Below are 17,075 nucleotides of genomic sequence, written 5' to 3'. Positions count from 1 at the left end.
TCATTCATGGTTCGAGACGGCGCCAAAGAGGCGCCTCCTCACCATGAGGGCCAGAGTTGAACCCAAGAACAACAAGAAGGAGTTTTCCCTTGCACATCCTCATCCTCGGCGCCGCCGGCATGGTTGGCCGCAAGCTCACAGAGAAACTGGTTCGCGACGGCCGTCTTGGCAATCGCGACATCACCCGCATGACCCTGCAGGATGTGGTGGCGCCGGCAAAGCCCGCGGGCGCGTCGATCCCGATCGAATTGGTGACATCGGACTTCGCCGATCCAAAGACGGCTGCGCCGCTGGTCGCCCACAAACCGGAGGTGATCTTCCACCTCGCCGCCATCGTGTCGGGGGAGGCGGAGGCCGATTTCGACAAGGGCTATCGCATCAATCTCGACGGCACCCGCTACCTGATTGACGCTATCCGCGCCATCGGCGGCGGCTACAAGCCGCGGCTGGTCTTCACCTCGTCCATCGCCGTGTTCGGCGCGCCGTTCCCCGACAAGATCGGTGACGAGTTCATTCACACGCCGCTGACCTCCTATGGGACGCAGAAGTCGATCTGCGAAATGCTGATCGCCGACTATACCCGCAAGGGTTTCCTGGACGGCATTGGCATCCGCCTGCCGACCATCTGCGTCCGTCCGGGCGCGCCGAACAAGGCCGCCTCCGGTTTCTTCTCCAACATCATCCGCGAACCGCTGGCCGGCAAGGAAGCCATCCTGCCGGTGTCCGAGGATGTCCGCCACTGGCACGCGTCGCCGCGCTCTGCCGTGGGCTTCCTCGCCCACGCCGGCACCATGGATCTTCAGGCCATGGGCCCGCGGCGTAATCTCAGCATGCCCGGCATGTCGGTGACCGTCGGCGAGCAGATCGCCGCACTGGATCGCGTTGCCGGCAAGAACGTCGTCGCCCGCATCAAGCGTGAGACCGATCCGGTCATCACCGGCATCGTGTCGGGCTGGCCGCGCGACTTCGACACCGCGCGCGCGCTGAAGCTCGGCTTCACCACCGCCGAGAAAACCTTCGACGACATCATCCGCATCCATATCGAGGATGAACTCGGCGGCAAGTTCGTCGATTGAGGCCACCATGCGGATCGCCAGCATCGGCGAATGCATGATCGAGCTGCGTCAGATGCCGGACGGGCACCTGACGCGATCCTTCGGCGGCGACACGCTGAACACTGCAGTCTATCTCGCCCGGCTTGGCGCGGAGGTCGATTATGTCACCGCGCTCGGTGACGATCCGCTCAGCGACGAGATGATTGCCGGCTGGCAGGCCGAGGGCATCGGCACTGAGCGGGTGATGCGCCTCAAGGGCAAGCTGCCCGGTTTGTATATGATCGAGACCAATGAGGCCGGCGAGCGCCGCTTCTATCACTGGCGCGATGCGTCGGCTGTCCGCAGCTTGTTAAGTTTGCCTGAGACCGACGCGTTGCTGGCAGCACTTGCGGACTATGATCTGATCTATCTCTCGGCCATCACGCTGTCGCTGTTCGACGTGGCGGGGCGCGACCGCTTGCTTGCCGCACTCCAGCGCAGCCGCACGGCCGGCGTCCGTATCGCCTTCGACACGAATTTCCGCGCCCGCGGCTGGCCCGATCTCGATCTGGCGCGCGCCGCGTTTCAGGATGCTTTTGCGGTCTCCGATATCGTGCTCGCCTCGGTCGAGGACTTGTTGCCGCTCTATCCCGGCGAGGCCGAGGACAAGCTGCTGTCGCGTATTGAAGCAGATGAAGTGGTGCTCAAGCTCGATAGCCCCGCGAGCATCATACGGCATCACGGCCAGTCGCGGCGTGTCGAGGCCAGCCCTGTCAGTGGTGCGGTGATCGATACCACCGCGGCCGGCGACAGTTTCGCTGCTGCCTATCTGCACGCACGTCTGAGCGGCGCTCAGCCCGTCGCCGCCGCACAGGCAGGCCACTATCTCGCCGGTACGGTCGTCTGCCATCCCGGCGCGATCATCCCGCGCGAGGCGATGCCCGATATGATCGCGTTCGATACATCCTTATGAGAGGACCATCCGCATGAACAAGCCTCTCGATATCGGTCAGCGTCAGGATCATCTGCGAAAGCTGCTGAAGGCAGCATTCGTCGTTCCCGTGCTCACGATCGAACGTGTTGCCGACGCCGTACCGCTGGCGCGCGCATTGGTCGCCGGCGGCGTTCGCACGCTGGAGATCACCTTGCGCACCGATGCCGCGGTGGAGGCGGCGAAGGCCGTCGTCGCCGAAGTGCCGGAGGCCATTGTTGGCATCGGCACGGTGCTCACGCCGGCGGATTTCCAGAAGGCCTATGCCATCGGGGCGCGCTTCACGGTCAGTCCCGGCGCGACGCGCGAATTGCTGGACATCGCAGCTTCCAGCGATCTGCCATTCCTGCCGGGCGTCGCCACGGCCTCGGAACTGATGCAGGCGCGCGAGCGCGGCTTTGACACTCTGAAATTCTTCCCCGCAGAACAGGCGGGTGGCATCGCGATGCTGCGCGCTTGGGCGGGACCGTTTCCGGATGTCAGGTTCTGCCCCACGGGTGGCATTGGCGAGGCAAATGCGGCGAACTGGCTCAGCGAGCCGATGGTTCTGGCGGTCGGCGGGTCCTGGATCTGTCCGTCGTCAATGGTACATTCCGGCGACTGGGCAGGCATAACGGCCATGTGCGCGCGGACCATGAAATCCCTGCAAGCGCCATGAAGCCGGGCTATAACGGGCCCAATATTTGAAATCGATCAGGGAGACGACCATGACTGCCAGCATCGTTGGTTGGGCGCATATGCCTTTCGGAAAATTCGACGCCGAGACCGTCGAGAGCATGGTGGTCCGCGTTGCGACCGAAGCCATGGCCGATGCGGGCATCTCCGCCGCCGATGTCGATGAGATTGTGCTCGGTCATTTCAACGCCGGCTTCTCGCCGCAGGACTTTACCGCGTCGCTGGTGTTGCAGGCCGACCCCGCACTGCGCTTCAAGCCCGCCACCCGCGTCGAGAATGCCTGCGCCACCGGTTCGGCCGCTGTACATCAGGGCATCAAGTCGATCGCCGCCGGTGCTGCTAAAATTGTTCTCGTGGTCGGTGTCGAACAGATGACCCGCACGCCGGGTCCCGAAATCGGCAAGAATCTGCTCCGCGCGTCCTATCTGCCTGAGGACGGCGAGACGCCTGCGGGCTTCGCCGGCGTGTTCGGCGCCATCGCGCAGAAGTATTTCCAGAAGTACGGCGACCAGTCCGATGCGCTGGCCATGATCGCCGCCAAAAACCACGCCAATGGCGTCCACAATCCCTATGCGCAGATGCGCAAGGATGTCGGCTTCGAATTCTGTCGCTCTGAGAGCGACAAGAACCCGTTCGTCGCCGGTCCCTTGAAGCGTACCGACTGCTCGCTGGTATCCGACGGCGCCGCGGCATTGGTGCTGACGGATTCCGAGACCGCCAAGACCATGGGCAAGGCGGTCAACATCAAGGCTACCGGCCATGCGCAGGATTTCCTGCCGATGTCGAAGCGCGACATCCTTCAATTCGAGGGCTGCACCGTGGCCTGGCAAAAGGCGCTGAAGACCGCCGGCGTCGAGATCGGCGATCTCTCTTTCGTCGAAACCCATGACTGTTTCACGGTCGCCGAACTGATCGAATACGAAGCGATGGGCCTGACGCCGCGCGGGCAGGGCGCACGCGCCATCAAGGAAGGCTGGACCCAGAAGGACGGCAAGCTGCCGATCAATCCGTCCGGAGGCCTCAAGGCCAAGGGTCACCCGATCGGCGCCACCGGTGTGTCAATGCATGTGCTGAGCGCGATGCAATTGTTGGGTCAGGCGCCCGAGGGCATGCAGATCAAGAATGCAAAGCTCGCCGGCATCTTCAATATGGGCGGCGCCGCAGTAGCGAACTACGTTTCGATCCTCGAGCCCGCGAAGTAACGCGCAAGCGAGGGCGACACCATGAATGTCGCACAATGGCTGGCATCGTCGGCACGCTTGCATCCGCAGGCACCGGCGCTGCTGACCGGCACCACGGTCCAGGCTGACTACGCCACATTCGCGCGCCGCGCCGCCGCCATCGGCGCTGGATTGATGCGCGATTACGGCATTCAGCCTGGCGACCGCGTCGCACTGTTCGCGTCAAACTGCACCGAATATCTCGAATGCATGTATGCGGTGTGGTGGATCGGCGCTGTGGTGATCCCGATCAATGCCAAGCTGCATGGCCGCGAAGCGGCATGGATCTGCGACAATGCTGGCGCGAGGCTGGCCTTTGTCGACGACGACAGCCGTGGCGCGCTCGTTCAGGTCGAGGAAGACCTGCCGACCGGCATGCAGATGCTGTCCATCGACAGCGAGACGTTTCATGAATTGCAGTATGGCGAGCCGGTGTCCGCGGTGCCGCTGTCTCGCGACGACAACGACCTCGCCTGGCTGTTCTACACCTCCGGCACCACCGGCCGGCCGAAGGGCGTGATGCTCAGCCATGGCAATCTGGTGGCCATGTCCATGTGCTATCTCGCCGATGTCGATCAGGTCCACCAGAAGGACACTATCCTCTATGCTGCGCCGATCTCGCATGGCGCCGGCCTCTACAATTTCATCCACGTCCGCATGGCCGCGCGCCACGTCGTGCCGGAGAGTCAGGGCTTCGAGCCGGACGAAGTGCTCGATCTCGGCAAGCAACTCGGCGATGTCGCGATGTTCGCGGCGCCCACCATGGTGCGCCGTCTGGTTGATGCGGCGAAGAAGCGCGGCGAGAGCGGCGAGGGGCTGCGCACCATCGTCTATGGCGGCGGCCCGATGTATCTGGCCGACATTCGCGATGCCATTGCCACCATGGGGCAACGCTTCGTGCAGATCTACGGCCAGGGTGAATCGCCGATGACGATCACTTCGCTGCCGCGCGCCTTCCACGCCGATACCGACCACCCGCGCTATCTCGAACGCCTCGCTTCGGTCGGCCCGGCGCAGAGCGTGATGGAAGTGCGGATCACCGATGCCGACGGCAAGCCTTTGCCGGTTGGCGAGACCGGCGAGGTCGAGGCCAAGGGGCCGGCTGTGATGCTCGGCTACTGGAACAACGACAAGGCCAATGCCGAGACATTGAAGGATGGATGGCTCCGCACCGGCGATGTCGGCCGGCTCGACGACGACGGCTTTCTCACGCTGTCCGATCGCTCCAAGGACGTCATCATTTCCGGCGGTACCAATATCTATCCGCGCGAGGTCGAGGAGGCGCTGCTGACGCATCCCGCCGTGCGGGAAGTGTCGGCGATTGGCGTGCCCGAGCCGGACTGGGGCGAGGTCGTGGTCGCCTTTGTGGTGCTGGAGCCTGGCGCGTCGGCTGACGACGCTGCGCTCGACGCGCATTGCCTCGCCAATATCGCCCGTTTCAAGCGCCCCAAGCGCTACGTCTATCTGGATGCGCTGCCGAAGAACAATTACGGCAAGGTGCTCAAGACCGAGCTGCGGGAGATGATGCGCGCTTCGGCGTCAGCGGGGGCCGGCTAGTCGTTACCACTTTGACGCGTACCGGCATCCCACGCATACGGCCCCGCGTCTGGCGCCCTTGCGCCCGCCGAACGCCTCCCGCTAAGACGAAGGCAACAGGGCGCACTGGCGCCTGATCACACGCTTTCGGGAGCAAACGACTTTGACGGGACCACTCCACGGGATCAGGATCATCGACATGACCTCGGTGATGATGGGGCCTTACTGCACCCAGACGCTGGGTGACTACGGCGCCGATGTGATCAAGGTGGAGTCTCCCGATGGAGACGTGGTTCGGTCAATCGGGCCGATGCGCAATCCCGGCATGGGCCCGATTTTCCTGAATACCAATCGCAGCAAGCGCTGCGTCTGCATCGACCTCAAGAAGGAAGAGGGCCGCGCGGCACTCCTGAAGCTGGTCGAGACCGCCGACGTGCTGGTCTACAATGTCCGCCCGGCGGCGATGGCTCGCCTCAATCTCGGCTATGACGTCATGGCCAAGGTCAATCCACGGCTGATTTATGCGGGCGTGTTCGGCTTCAGCCAGGCCGGCCCCTATGCCGCCAAGCCCGCTTATGACGACCTGATCCAGGGCGCCACCGCGCTGCCCGCGTTGAATGCGCGCATCAGCAGTGACGGTGTGCCGCGCTATGTGCCGAATGCGTTGGTCGACCGTATCGTCGGTCTCACTGCACTGGGCGCCATTCTCGCCAGCGTCGTGCATCGCGACAAGACCGGCGAGGGCCAGCGCGTCGATATCCCGATGTTCGAGACCATGGCGAGCTTCATGATGGGCGACCACATGGGCGGCCTCACTTACGATCCGCCGCTCGACAAGGGCGGCTACGGCCGTCACCTCTCGCCGGACCGCCGGCCGTACCAGACCTCGGACGGCTATATCTGCGCGATGGTCTATAACGACAAGCAGTGGAAGAGCTTCCTCAAGCATGTCGGCCGCGAGGAGCTGTTCGACGATCCGCGCTTCGCGACCTTCCCGCAGCGCATCCAGCATATCGACACGGTGAATGCCGAACTGTCGCGCATCTTCAAGACCAGGACGACGGCGGAATGGGCCAAGCTGCTCGATGACGCCGACGTGCCGTCAACCCCGATGCACACGCTGGAAAGCATGATGCAGGATCCGCATATGCTGGCGACCGACTTCTTCCAGCAGGTCGAGCATCCGACCGAAGGTGCGATCCGCAGCATGAAGGTGTCGGCGACCTGGTCGAAGACCCCGGTCAATCCGACGCGCCTTGCCTCGCATCTCGGCGAACAGAATGCCGAAGTGCTGGCCGAGGTCGGCTATACGGCCGAGCAGATCGAGAAAATGCACGAGGATGGTGTGCTCAGGCAGGCCGCTATCCCAGATACGTCGGAGCTGTAACGCATGGATTTCGCCCTCGACGCCAATCAGGAATCTATCCGCGACGCTATCGAGAAGATCTGCGCGCGCTTCGACGATGCCTACTGGCTGAAGAAGGACAAGGAGGGCGGTTTCCCCATCGACTTCCACAAGGCGATGGCCGATGCCGGCTGGCTCGGCATCTGCATCCCCGAGGAATATGGCGGCTCGGGCTTGGGGATCACCGAGGCCGCGATCATGATGCGGGCGATTTCGGAATCCGGTGCCGGCATGTCGGGTGCGTCAGCCGTGCATATGAATGTGTTCGGCCTCAACCCCGTCGTGGTGTTCGGTACGCCCGAACAGTGCGCGCGCATGCTGCCGCCGATTGTCGATGGCACCGAGAAATCCTGCTTCGCGGTGACCGAGCCCAATACCGGTCTCAACACCACGCAGCTCAAGACCCGTGCCGTGCGCAAGGGCGATCGCTACATCGTCAACGGCCAGAAGGTCTGGATCTCCACCGCGCAGGTCGCCGAAAAAATCCTGCTGCTGGCGCGCACCACGCCGCTGGAAGACGTCAAGAGCCCGACCCACGGCCTCAGTCTGTTCTACACGGATCTCGACCGCTCCAAGATCGCCGTGCACGAGATCGAGAAGCTCGGCCGCAAGGCCGTCGACTCCAACGAGCTGTTCATTGCCGATTTCGAGATTCCGCTGGAGGATCGCATCGGCGAGGAGGGCCACGGCTTCGAATATATCCTGCACGGCATGAACCCCGAGCGCATCCTGATCGCGGCGGAAGCCGTCGGTCTCGGCAAGGCTGCACTGAGGAAGGCGGCCGACTACGCCAAGGTGCGCAACGTGTTCAACCGCCCGATCGGCCAGAACCAGGCGATCCAGCATCCGCTCGCCAAGAACTGGATGGAGCTCGAAGCCGCCTGGCTGATGGTGCTGTCGGCCGGCTGGCAATATGACCAGGGACTGCCCTGTGGCCCCGCCGCGAATTCGGCGAAGTATCTCGCGGGCGAAGCTGGCTATCACGCCTGCGAGCAGGCAGTGATGACCCATGGCGGCTTTGGTTACGCCAAGGAATATCACGTCGAGCGCTATTTGCGGGAGTCGCTGATCCCGCGTATCGCACCGATCAGCCGCGAACTGATCCTGAGCTTCATCGCCGAAAAGGCGCTCGGTTTGCCGAAGTCGTATTGACGATGACGATAGTGGTCGCGTCGCAACACCGGCCTCTCGATTCCCTCCCCCCTTGTGGGGGAGGGTCAGGGAGGGGGGTAACCACAGTCGACGTCATCCGCGGCTACCCCCGCCCCCGACCCGTCGCCGCCTTGCGAAGCTTCGCTTCGCTTGGGGGGAGGGGAGCACTGCTGCCGGAGTGTTTGTCATGAGCTACATCACCGGCGTCGGTCTGCTTCCCTACGGCAAGCACGAGGGCTCATCGACCATCGACCTGATGAGCCGCGCCGCCGAGCTCGCGCTCGCCGATGCTGGCCTCAAACGCGGCGATATCGACGGCTTCCTGTGCGGCTATTCCACCACCATGCCGCATATCATGCTGGCGACCGTGTTCGCCGAGCACTTCGGCATCACGCCATCCTATGCCCATGCGATCCAGGTCGGCGGCGCCACGGGGATGGCGATGGCGATGCTGGCGCATCAGCTGGTCGAGAGCGGCGTCGCCAGACACGTCCTCGTGGTTGGCGGCGAGAACCGGCTCACCGGCCAGAGCCGCGATGCCTCGATCCAGGCGCTGGCCCAAGTCGGCCATCCCACCTATGAAGTGCCGCTCGGCCCGACCATCCCGGCCTATTACGGCCTCGTTGCTAACAGATACATGCACGAATACGGCGTGACGCAGGAAGACCTCGCCGAATTCGCCGTGCTGATGCGCAAGCACGCGCTGACCCATCCCGGTGCGCAGTTTCACGACCCGATCACCGTCGCCGACGTGATGGCATCGAAGACCATCGCAACGCCGCTGAAACTGCTCGACTGCTGTCCGGTGTCCGACGGCGGCGCGGCCTTCGTCGTCAGCTATGAGCCGACCAGCCCAACCAAAATCCGCGTCCGCGGCGCTGCGCAGGCGCATACCCACCAGCACATCACCGCCGCGCCGGCGCTGTCCGAACTCGGCGCCGAGATTGCCATCGCGCGCGCGAAGAGGGCGACGGGCATCGAAATCTCCGACGTGCGCTATGCCGCGGTCTATGACAGCTTCACCATCACACTGGCGATGCTGCTGGAAGATCTCGGTCTCGCCGGCCGCGGCGAGGCAGCGGCGCAAGTGCGTGCCGGCCATTTCGGCCAGCACGGCGCGATGCCGCTCAACACCCACGGCGGTCTTCTGAGCTACGGTCATTGCGGCGTCGGTGGCGCCATGGCGCATCTCGTCGAAACACATCTGCAGATGACAGGCAGGGCCGAGAACCGTCAGGTCAGGGATGCTTCCGTCGCGCTGCTGCACGGTGACGGCGGTGTGCTGTCGTCCCATGTCAGCATGTTCCTGGAGCGCGTGTCATGAGCGAGCTCAAACCCGCTGCCGACTGGACCACCGGCACTGAAGCGATCGGCTATCAGTCCTGCCGTGCCTGCCAATCGATCCAGTATTTCCGCCGCAGCTTTTGCGCCGCCTGCGGGTCGTCCGATCTCGACGACAAAATCGCAAGCGGCGAGGGCACCGTCTATGCGACATCGCTCGTACTGCGCGCTGGGACGCCGGAAGCGCGCGAGCATGTGCCCTATAATATTCTGCTCATCGACACCGCCGAAGGCTTTCGCATGATGGCCCACGGCGCCAACGATCTCGTGATCGGCGACAAGGTAAAAGCCGGCTATCGGCAATTCACCGGCCGCCTCGTACCGTTCTTCGAAAAGACTCCTCAATGAGCCGTCTGCGCTTCGCCCTCGATCCGAAATCCGTGGCCATCATCGGTGCCTCGGAAAATCCCAACAAGGTCGGCGGCCGCCCGGTCCATTATCTCCAGAAGTTTGGCTTCAAGGGCAAGATCTACCCGATCAATCCGTCGCGCACGGAGATCCAGGGCGAGAAGTGCTACAAGAGCCTCGCCGATCTGCCGGAAGCGCCGGAAATGGTGATCGTCGCCGTCGCCGGCGACAATGCCATCGGCGCCGTCGAGGATTGCGCCAAGGCTGGCGTCAAGATCGCACTGGTGATGGCCTCGGGCTTTGGCGAAGTCGATGCGATCGCCGGCAAGGCGAAAGAGCGCCGCATGGTCGCGATCGCGCATAAACACGGCATGCGCATCGTTGGTCCAAATACCCAGGGCCTTGCCAATTTCGGCACCGGCGCCATCGCGTCCTTCTCCACCATGTTCATGGAATTCGAACGCGTTGAAGGCCATGTCGCCATGCTCAGCCAGAGCGGCGCGCTGTCCACCGTGCCCGTCGGCTTCCTCAATCCGCGCGGCATCGGCGTCCGCCACAGCCATGCCACCGGCAATGACAGCGACATCACTGTGGGCGAACTCGCCATCGCGGTCGCCGAGGATCCGGAAGTGAAGCTGATGCTGCTCTACCTCGAGAGCATTCCGGAGAAGAAGTATCTGGAGGAACTCTCCGAAGTCGCGCTCCATCGCAACCTGCCGATTATCGCGCTGAAATCCGGCCGCACCGATGCCGGCAAGGCGGCGGCGCAGTCGCATACCGGTGCGCTCGCCAATGAGGATCGCGTCGTCGACGCCTTCCTCGAACATCACGGCATCTGGCGCGCGCCGGATATGCGCGGCCTGGTCGAGGCCACGGAGCTTTATCTCAAGGGCTGGAAGCCGCAGGGCCGTCGCCTGGTCGCGATCAGCAATTCCGGCGCCGTCTGCGTCATGACCGCGGATGCTGCTTCGACCGTCGGCATGCCGATGGCCAAGCTGGCACCCGAGACCGACAAGAAGCTGAAGGGCATCCTGCCAAGCTTCGCCACCACGACCAACCCGATCGATCTCACCGCGGCGCTGCTGTCGAACAGCCGGCTGTTCGGCGACATCCTGCCGGTGATCGCCGAAGATCCTGCGGCCGATGCTTTTGTCATTGGCGTGCCCGTGGCGGGCCCGGGCTACGACGTCCCGGCCTTCGCGCGCGACAGTGCCGCTTTCGCTGAGCAGACCGGCAAGCCGCTGGTGGTCGCTGCGACGCAGCCCAGCGTCGCCAAGGAGTTCCAGGCGCAGGGTGTCTCGGTATTCCCGACCGAGGTCGAGGCGGTCACCGCGCTGAATCAATATGTGTCGCATCATGAGCTGATGGCGCGCGTGAAGGCGCGCAAGCGTGGTCCGTCGTCGGCGTTGATCTCGGCTGACAAGACCATGATGCTGAATGAGGCCGACAGCCTCGCTCTGCTGGCATCGCGTGGCATCCCGGTGGTGCCGTATCGGCTCGCGCATTCCCGGGCCGAAGCCGAGGCGGCATTCGATGCCATCGGCGGCAAAGTCGTGGTGAAGGGCTGTTCGGCTGATATCGCCCACAAATCGGAACTTGGTCTGGTCAAGCTTGGCGTCGCCTCGCGCGAGGCGGTCGGCGACGTCTATGCCGAGATGGAAGAGATCATCCGCAAGCAGGGCGCGCGCTTCGACGGCGTCATCATCGCCGCCATGACCGGCGGTCGCCGCGAGATCGTGATCGGCGCGCATCGCGATCCCGTGTTCGGCCCGGTGGTGATGGTGGGCGACGGCGGCAAATATGTCGAGGTGTTCAAGGACACCACGCTGTTGCTGCCGCCATTCACCAGGGACGATGCCAAGCGCGCGCTGGCGAAGCTGCGCATCGCGCCACTGTTCGAAGGCGTCCGCGGTGAGCCGCCGATGGATGTCGATGCGCTGGTCGATGCGATGGTTCGGATCGGCGAGCTGATGGCGGATACGTCCGCCAGGGTGATGAGCATCGACCTCAATCCGGTGATGCTGAATACGAACGGCTGCGTCGTGGTGGACGCCGTGGTGTTCAAGGGCGAGTAGGGATGCTCCGTTAAACCCTCCCCCTTGCGGGGAGGGTGGCCGCGCGAAGCGCGGACGGGTGGGGGTGCCCACGGTAGGACGGAGTGTGGGGCACCCCCACCCCGGCCTTCGGCCGCCCCTCCCCGCAAGGGGGAGGGTTAAGCAAGTCGACGCTCTATCAGAACGTCACTACGCCGCGGATACTCTCCCCGCGCTTCATCAGATCAAACCCCTTGTTGATGTCCGCCAGCGGCATCACGTGGGTGATCATCGGGTCGATCTGGATCTTGCCCTGCATGTACCAGTCGACGATCTTCGGCACATCGGTACGGCCGCGGGCGCCGCCGAAGGCCGAGCCGCGCCAGACGCGGCCGGTCACCAGCTGGAACGGACGCGTCGAAATCTCCGCACCGGCAGGCGCCACGCCGATCACGATGGATTCGCCCCAGCCGCGGTGGCAGGCTTCCAGCGCCTGACGCATGACAGTGACATTGCCGGTGCAGTCGAAGGTGTAATCGGCGCCGCCGATCTGGTCTGCACCGCGTTTGGTCATGTCGATGAGATGCGGGACCAGATCCTTGCCCAGCTCTTTCGGGTTGACGAAGTGGGTCATGCCGAAGCGCTCGCCCCACGCCTTGCGGTCATTGTTGATGTCGACGCCGATGATCATGTCGGCGCCCGCAAGCCGCAGGCCTTGCAGCACGTTGAGACCGATGCCGCCGAGACCGAACACGATCGCCTTGGCGCCTTGCTCGACCTTGGCGGTGTTGAACACCGCGCCGATGCCGGTGGTGACCCCGCAGCCGATATAGCAGACCTTGTCGAACGGCGCGTCCTCGCGGATTTTCGCCACCGCGATCTCCGGCAGCACGGTGTAATTGGCGAAGGTCGAGGTACCCATATAGTGGTGAACAGGCTTGCCCTCGAGCGAGAAGCGCGAGGTGCCATCGGGCATCAGGCCCTGACCCTGCGTCGCGCGAATGGACGTGCAGAGATTGGTCTTGCGCGACAGACATGACGGGCACTGGCGACATTCTGGCGTGTAGAGCGGGATGACATGGTCGCCCTTCTTCACCGAGGTGACGCCGCGGCCGACATCGACGACGACGCCGGCACCTTCATGGCCGAGGATCGCCGGAAACAGACCTTCGGGATCGGCGCCGGACAGCGTGAACTCGTCGGTGTGGCAGATGCCGGTGGCCTTGATCTCGATCAGCACTTCGCCGTCGCGCGGGCCTTCGAGCTGAACGGTGGTGATCTCCAGCGGCTTTCCGGCACTGATGGCAACGGCGGCGCGAACGTCCATGGCAAATTCCTTCGATAATGGTCTCGGTGTCGTGATGTCAGGCGGCAGGTCCGCGCAAACAGCCATTGCCGCTTAGCACATGATGGGGCAGTGAGCAGCCTATGAAACAGGTTCAGAAAAGCGATCTTGAAATCCTGATCGGACGCGCCGCACCCATCGTCTTCGTGCTGCTGTGGAGCACCGGTTTCATCGGCACCAAATATGTGCTGAACGGCGCTGAACCTCTGACCTATCTGACCGTGCGCATGATGCTGGTGGTCGCGATCATGGCGGTGATCGTCGCATGGGTGCGACCGGCGTGGCCGGATCGCGCGGGCATCGGCCACAGCATCGTCGCCGGGCTGCTGGTGCAGGGGCTTTATCTCGCCGGTACCGTGTTTGCGGTCGCGCACGAGGTCCCGGTCGGTCTGTCGGCACTGATCCCGGGTCTGCAGCCGATCCTCACCTCGATCCTCGCCAGTCGGTTTCTCGGTGAGCGCGTCACGCCGCTGCAATGGGGCGGGGTGGCGCTCGGTCTCGCCGGCGTGTTGCTGATCCTGCATGGTCGGCCGATGACGGGCGAGGCGGGCTGGGGCTGGTTCGCGTCCGCCATTTCGCTGATCACGATCACCGTCGGCACGCTCTATCAGAAGCGCTATTGCGGCGGCATCGACTGGCGCGCGGGCAGCTTCATTCAGCAACTCGCAGCAATGGTCATGCTCGGCATCGGCGCGTGGGCCCTTGAGACCAATGTGATCCACTGGTCGGCGGAGTTCGTGCTGTCGGTGGTGTGGCTCGCGGTGGTTCTGTCGATCGGCACCGTCGGGCTGCTCTACTGGCTGCTGCGGCGCCAGGCCTCGAGCCAGGTGGCGAGTCTGTTCTATCTTGTGCCGGCCGTGACGGCGCTGATGGCGTTCGTTCTGTTTGGTGAAAAGCTCGATGCCGTTGCCATCATCGGCATGATTGCCTGCGGCGCTGCGGTATTGCTGGTCAACCGCGCAGGGCCTGACGCCATCCTGCGTCAATCCAGACCCCGGACATGAAAAAGCCTCCGGGCTTGGACCCGGAGGCTTTCACATCTGCGAAGAAGCTTACTTCTTCTTGGCAGCCTTCTTGGCCTTCTTGGCCTTCTTCGGAGCGGCCTTCTTGGCGGCCTTCTTCACGGTCTTCTTGGCAGCCTTCTTCACGGTCTTCTTGGCGGCCTTCTTGACGGTCTTCTTCACTGCTTTCTTAGCCATTGGTCTCGCTTTCTGGGTTTTCTTCTTTGAAGATTTCTTCGCAGAAGTTTTCTTGGTGGACTTCTTCGTCTTCTTAGCCGGGGTCACTTTCTTTGCGACTTTCTTTGCGGCCTTCTTGACCTTCTTCGCCACCGAGGTGGCGACTTCCTTAGTCGCGTCGGCTGCGCTGCTAAGCGCGTCCGTCACTTGCTCCAGGACTGGAGTGTCGTCGTTCATAGCATCCCCCAACATTGTCGACTTTTTCACGTTAGTCCGATTCGGGCGCGTGTTGAAGAGTGTGTTATCGACAGTCAACTATTTCGTATCGTTGTGTACGCCTTTAATGCGCGCTCGCGACCGACTTTGTGATCGACGATCGGCGACGGATAGTCTTTGCCTAAAGTGATTCCCGCGTTTTTGAGTTCGAGCGGTGAAGCTGTCCAAGGCTGATGAATATGTTTTGTGGATAGTTCTGTCAGTTCGGGTATCCAGCGCCTGACATAGACACCACCGGGATCGAACTTCTCACCCTGCAGGATCGGATTGAAGACGCGGAAGTAGGGTGCTGCATCCGCGCCGGAGCCTGCGACCCACTGCCAGTTGGCGGGATTGCTGCCCGCATCGGCGTCGACAAGCGTATCCCAGAACCACTTCTCGCCCTCGCGCCAGTCGATGAGCAGATGTTTGACGAGGAAAGATGCGACCACCATGCGTACGCGATTGTGCATCACACCGGTGTGCCAGAGCTCGCGCATGCCCGCATCGACGATCGGATAGCCGGTCAGACCGCGTTGCCACGCGCGCAGCGCCTTGCGATCGGTCTTCCATGGGAACTCATCGAAGGATGATTGCAGATTGCGCGTGGCCAAATCAGGAACATCGAACAGCAGATGGCGGCAGAACTCGCGCCAGCCGACTTCGCTCATGAACTTTGCGATGTCGCTGCTGTGCTTCGGATGTTCTGCAGCTGCGAAATGCGCGGCAGTCCAGATCTGTCGCGGAGTGATCTCGCCGAAGCGTAGATGCGGCGACAGGCGCGACGTGATCTCGCGGTCAGGTCGATCGCGGTCGCTGCTATAACCCGCGATCTCCTTGAGGAAACGCTTCAAGTGCTTCTGCGCGGCGGCTTCGCCTGGCGTCGACGTCTCGCGCAGACCGCCGGCCCAGTCGGGCTTCGATGGCTCTAGCGCCCAGTCGGCGAGCTTGTCGCTCTTCACTTTCGATGCGGGTATGAGTTTCTTCGGCGCCGGAAGCGGCTTCGCCGGTTCGCCCATCGCCTGAACGCGCCGCCAGAACGGTGTGAACACGCGCAGGCCGCGGCTCTCCTTGGTGCCGGTCTCCTTGGCGCGGATTATCGCAGGATGCGCCAGCAGGTCACCCGGAAAGCTCTGCGTGCCGATATCGAGATCGGCGAGCGCTTCGGTGACGCCATCGGCGACCGCGAGATGCGGCGCCTGCGCGATCTCGTTCCAGAAGACGTGGCTGGCATCGACCGCGCGCGCCACATCGACGATGACATCGGCCGCAGCGCCCTTGCGCAGCACCAGCGTGCCGCCGATGGCGTCGAGGCTCGCGCTGAGTGCGCGCAGCGACTGCGCCAGCCACCATCTCGTCGCGCGGCCCATCGGCCGCGCCTGCGGTGGCTTCAATGCCTTGCTCTGTTCATCGAGGATGTAAAGGCAGATCACCGGCGCATTACGTCTGGCTGCGGCATGAAGGGCAGGGTGATCGGACAGACGAAGGTCGTCGCGAAACCAGACGACGATAGGTGCCTGCGTCGGTGTTGAGGTCGAAGATTGATCGGTCATCACTCATCCAACGCGGATGTCGGGTGATTGATCCGGCCGCGAACCGCGAGAGTCTTTGCAACCCTGCGCTCATGGGCGCCTAGTATCAGGATATTTATTACCGAATTGGTACTCGAAGCGGTTTTGAAGCGATACGCGATTCGCTACGCGACGACGTTCGCCGCCATGCTGCCGCTGGGTCTGCTCTTCCTCGGCATCGTTGCGAGAGCTCCTCGCAAGGACGTGGAGAAGGGACCCATGACGACGGAGAGTGCCTGCAGCATCGATTGGACGAGTCAAAGAAAAGAGGCGCCGCGATCTCTCGCGGCGCCTCTTTCGTTCTTGCAAATCAGTCGCAGCGTTACTTCGGCTGCGGCACGATGCGGATATAGGGCTTCGGTTCTTTCCAGCCATTCGGATAGATCGTCTTGGCCTCGTCGTTGGTGACGGAGCCGGCGATGATGACGTCCTCGCCATGCTTCCAGTCTGCCGGCGTGGCGACGCGATGCTTGGCGGTCATCTGCAGTGAATCGATCACGCGCAGGATTTCCTGGAAGTTGCGGCCGGTGGTCATCGGATAGACCAGCACCAGTTTGATCTTCTTGTCCGGCCCGATGATGAAGACGTTGCGCACGGTGGCGTTGTCCGCGGCGGTGCGGCTGTCGGCATCGCCCGCCACGTCGGCGGGAAGCATGTTGTAGAGCTTCGAGACCTTGAGGTCGGTGTCGCCGATCATCGGGAAGGTCGGGCGGGCGCCCTGGGTTTCGTTAATATCGTCGACCCACAGCGCGTGCTTGTGCACGGGGTCGACGCTGAGGCCGATCAACTTGACGCCGCGCTTGTCGAATTCCGGCTGCAGCTTGGCAAGCGCGCCGAGCTCGGTGGTGCAGACCGGGGTGAAGTCCTTCGGATGCGAGAACAAAAGAGCCCAGCTATCGCCGATCCAGTCATGGAACTTGATGCGGCCAGCCGTGGTTTCGGCCTCGAAATCGGGGGCGACGGCGTTGATCTGGAGCGTCATGATGGACCT

15 protein-coding genes are annotated in these 17,075 nt (G+C 63.2%); 11 read left to right on the top strand and 4 right to left on the bottom strand.

Annotation, left to right across the window (positions count from 1 at the left end; all coding sequences use genetic code 11):
• The first annotated feature begins 89 nt into the window (after nt 1-89).
• The 10 genes from denD to LPB73_RS13875 all read left to right on the top strand — a co-directional run bounded on the left by denD (nt 90) and on the right by LPB73_RS13875 (nt 11,777).
• Nucleotides 90-1,076: a D-erythronate dehydrogenase gene (gene denD, locus LPB73_RS13920; protein ID WP_231080904.1), complete on the top strand. Its 987-nt coding sequence runs from the start codon at nt 90-92 to the stop codon at nt 1,074-1,076.
• Between the two features lie 7 nt (nt 1,077-1,083).
• Nucleotides 1,084-2,007, top strand: coding sequence for a sugar kinase (locus LPB73_RS13915; RefSeq protein ID WP_231080903.1), 924 nt, complete (start codon nt 1,084-1,086; stop codon nt 2,005-2,007).
• Between the two features lie 13 nt (nt 2,008-2,020).
• The gene (eda, locus tag LPB73_RS13910; protein WP_231080902.1) at nt 2,021-2,683 is read left to right on the top strand and encodes a bifunctional 4-hydroxy-2-oxoglutarate aldolase/2-dehydro-3-deoxy-phosphogluconate aldolase; all 663 of its coding nucleotides are present in this window, start codon (nt 2,021-2,023) and stop codon (nt 2,681-2,683) included.
• A gap of 49 nt (nt 2,684-2,732) precedes the next feature.
• On the top strand, nt 2,733-3,902 hold the full coding sequence (locus tag LPB73_RS13905) for an acetyl-CoA acetyltransferase (protein ID WP_231080901.1): 1,170 nt from the start codon (nt 2,733-2,735) through the stop codon (nt 3,900-3,902).
• Nucleotides 3,903-3,923: 21 nt separating this feature from the next.
• A complete protein-coding gene (locus LPB73_RS13900; protein WP_231080900.1) occupies nt 3,924-5,477 on the top strand; it encodes a class I adenylate-forming enzyme family protein in 1,554 nt (517 codons plus the stop codon).
• A gap of 142 nt (nt 5,478-5,619) precedes the next feature.
• Nucleotides 5,620-6,843 (top strand): CaiB/BaiF CoA transferase family protein, encoded by a 1,224-nt coding sequence (locus LPB73_RS13895; protein WP_256461306.1) that lies wholly within the window; start codon nt 5,620-5,622, stop codon nt 6,841-6,843.
• Nucleotides 6,844-6,846: 3 nt separating this feature from the next.
• On the top strand, nt 6,847-8,013 hold the full coding sequence (locus tag LPB73_RS13890) for an acyl-CoA dehydrogenase family protein (protein WP_120291106.1): 1,167 nt from the start codon (nt 6,847-6,849) through the stop codon (nt 8,011-8,013).
• A gap of 187 nt (nt 8,014-8,200) precedes the next feature.
• Nucleotides 8,201-9,337 (top strand): thiolase family protein, encoded by a 1,137-nt coding sequence (locus tag LPB73_RS13885; protein ID WP_231080899.1) that lies wholly within the window; start codon nt 8,201-8,203, stop codon nt 9,335-9,337.
• Entirely contained in the window at nt 9,334-9,702 is a 369-nt protein-coding gene (locus tag LPB73_RS13880; RefSeq protein ID WP_231080898.1) for a Zn-ribbon domain-containing OB-fold protein, read from the top strand. The genes LPB73_RS13885 and LPB73_RS13880 overlap by 4 nt, the downstream gene beginning before the upstream one ends.
• Nucleotides 9,699-11,777: an acetate--CoA ligase family protein gene (locus LPB73_RS13875; protein WP_231080897.1), complete on the top strand. Its 2,079-nt coding sequence runs from the start codon at nt 9,699-9,701 to the stop codon at nt 11,775-11,777. The genes LPB73_RS13880 and LPB73_RS13875 overlap by 4 nt, the downstream gene beginning before the upstream one ends.
• 157 nt (nt 11,778-11,934) lie before the next feature.
• Here the strand turns inward: LPB73_RS13875 and LPB73_RS13870 are convergent, their stop codons facing one another.
• Nucleotides 11,935-13,062 (bottom strand): S-(hydroxymethyl)glutathione dehydrogenase/class III alcohol dehydrogenase, encoded by a 1,128-nt coding sequence (locus LPB73_RS13870; RefSeq protein ID WP_089267214.1) that lies wholly within the window; start codon nt 13,060-13,062, stop codon nt 11,935-11,937.
• Nucleotides 13,063-13,163: 101 nt separating this feature from the next.
• On the opposite strand from LPB73_RS13870, the gene LPB73_RS13865 reads away from it, so the two are divergent.
• A complete protein-coding gene (locus LPB73_RS13865) occupies nt 13,164-14,084 on the top strand; it encodes a DMT family transporter (RefSeq protein WP_231080896.1) in 921 nt (306 codons plus the stop codon).
• 48 nt (nt 14,085-14,132) lie between these two features.
• On the opposite strand, the gene LPB73_RS13860 is transcribed toward LPB73_RS13865, so the two are convergent.
• From LPB73_RS13860 to LPB73_RS13850, 3 genes are all read right to left on the bottom strand, one after another.
• On the bottom strand, nt 14,133-14,495 hold the full coding sequence (locus LPB73_RS13860; protein ID WP_068730647.1) for a hypothetical protein: 363 nt from the start codon (nt 14,493-14,495) through the stop codon (nt 14,133-14,135).
• Nucleotides 14,496-14,569: 74 nt separating this feature from the next.
• The gene (locus LPB73_RS13855; protein WP_231080895.1) at nt 14,570-16,066 is read right to left on the bottom strand and encodes a cryptochrome/photolyase family protein; all 1,497 of its coding nucleotides are present in this window, start codon (nt 16,064-16,066) and stop codon (nt 14,570-14,572) included.
• A 340-nt stretch (nt 16,067-16,406) separates the two neighbouring features.
• A complete protein-coding gene (locus tag LPB73_RS13850) occupies nt 16,407-17,066 on the bottom strand; it encodes a peroxiredoxin (RefSeq protein ID WP_089267220.1) in 660 nt (219 codons plus the stop codon).
• Between the last annotated feature and the right edge of the window lie 9 nt (nt 17,067-17,075).

This window comes from Tardiphaga sp. 37S4 (genome assembly GCF_021044645.1).
In the GTDB taxonomy this organism is placed as follows: domain Bacteria; phylum Pseudomonadota; class Alphaproteobacteria; order Rhizobiales; family Xanthobacteraceae; genus Tardiphaga; species Tardiphaga robiniae.
The sequence above is the reverse complement of the archived record's forward strand: the minus strand, read 5'-3'. Positions and strand labels throughout refer to the sequence as shown.

Excerpts from the sequence above, each read along its gene's own strand:
- LPB73_RS13860 (WP_068730647.1), bottom strand. The coding sequence starts at position 14,495 with ATGAACGACGACACTCCAGTCCTGGAGCAAGTGACGGACGCGCTTAGC.
- LPB73_RS13875 (WP_231080897.1), top strand. The coding sequence starts at position 9,699 with ATGAGCCGTCTGCGCTTCGCCCTCGATCCGAAATCCGTGGCCATCATC.
- LPB73_RS13905 (WP_231080901.1), top strand. The coding sequence starts at position 2,733 with ATGACTGCCAGCATCGTTGGTTGGGCGCATATGCCTTTCGGAAAATTC.
- LPB73_RS13880 (WP_231080898.1), top strand. The coding sequence starts at position 9,334 with ATGAGCGAGCTCAAACCCGCTGCCGACTGGACCACCGGCACTGAAGCG.
- LPB73_RS13915 (WP_231080903.1), top strand. The coding sequence starts at position 1,084 with ATGCGGATCGCCAGCATCGGCGAATGCATGATCGAGCTGCGTCAGATG.
- LPB73_RS13855 (WP_231080895.1), bottom strand. The coding sequence starts at position 16,066 with ATGACCGATCAATCTTCGACCTCAACACCGACGCAGGCACCTATCGTC.
- LPB73_RS13870 (WP_089267214.1), bottom strand. The coding sequence starts at position 13,062 with ATGGACGTTCGCGCCGCCGTTGCCATCAGTGCCGGAAAGCCGCTGGAG.
- eda (WP_231080902.1), top strand. The coding sequence starts at position 2,021 with ATGAACAAGCCTCTCGATATCGGTCAGCGTCAGGATCATCTGCGAAAG.
- LPB73_RS13850 (WP_089267220.1), bottom strand. The coding sequence starts at position 17,066 with ATGACGCTCCAGATCAACGCCGTCGCCCCCGATTTCGAGGCCGAAACC.
- LPB73_RS13885 (WP_231080899.1), top strand. The coding sequence starts at position 8,201 with ATGAGCTACATCACCGGCGTCGGTCTGCTTCCCTACGGCAAGCACGAG.
- LPB73_RS13890 (WP_120291106.1), top strand. The coding sequence starts at position 6,847 with ATGGATTTCGCCCTCGACGCCAATCAGGAATCTATCCGCGACGCTATC.
- LPB73_RS13900 (WP_231080900.1), top strand. The coding sequence starts at position 3,924 with ATGAATGTCGCACAATGGCTGGCATCGTCGGCACGCTTGCATCCGCAG.
- LPB73_RS13865 (WP_231080896.1), top strand. The coding sequence starts at position 13,164 with ATGAAACAGGTTCAGAAAAGCGATCTTGAAATCCTGATCGGACGCGCC.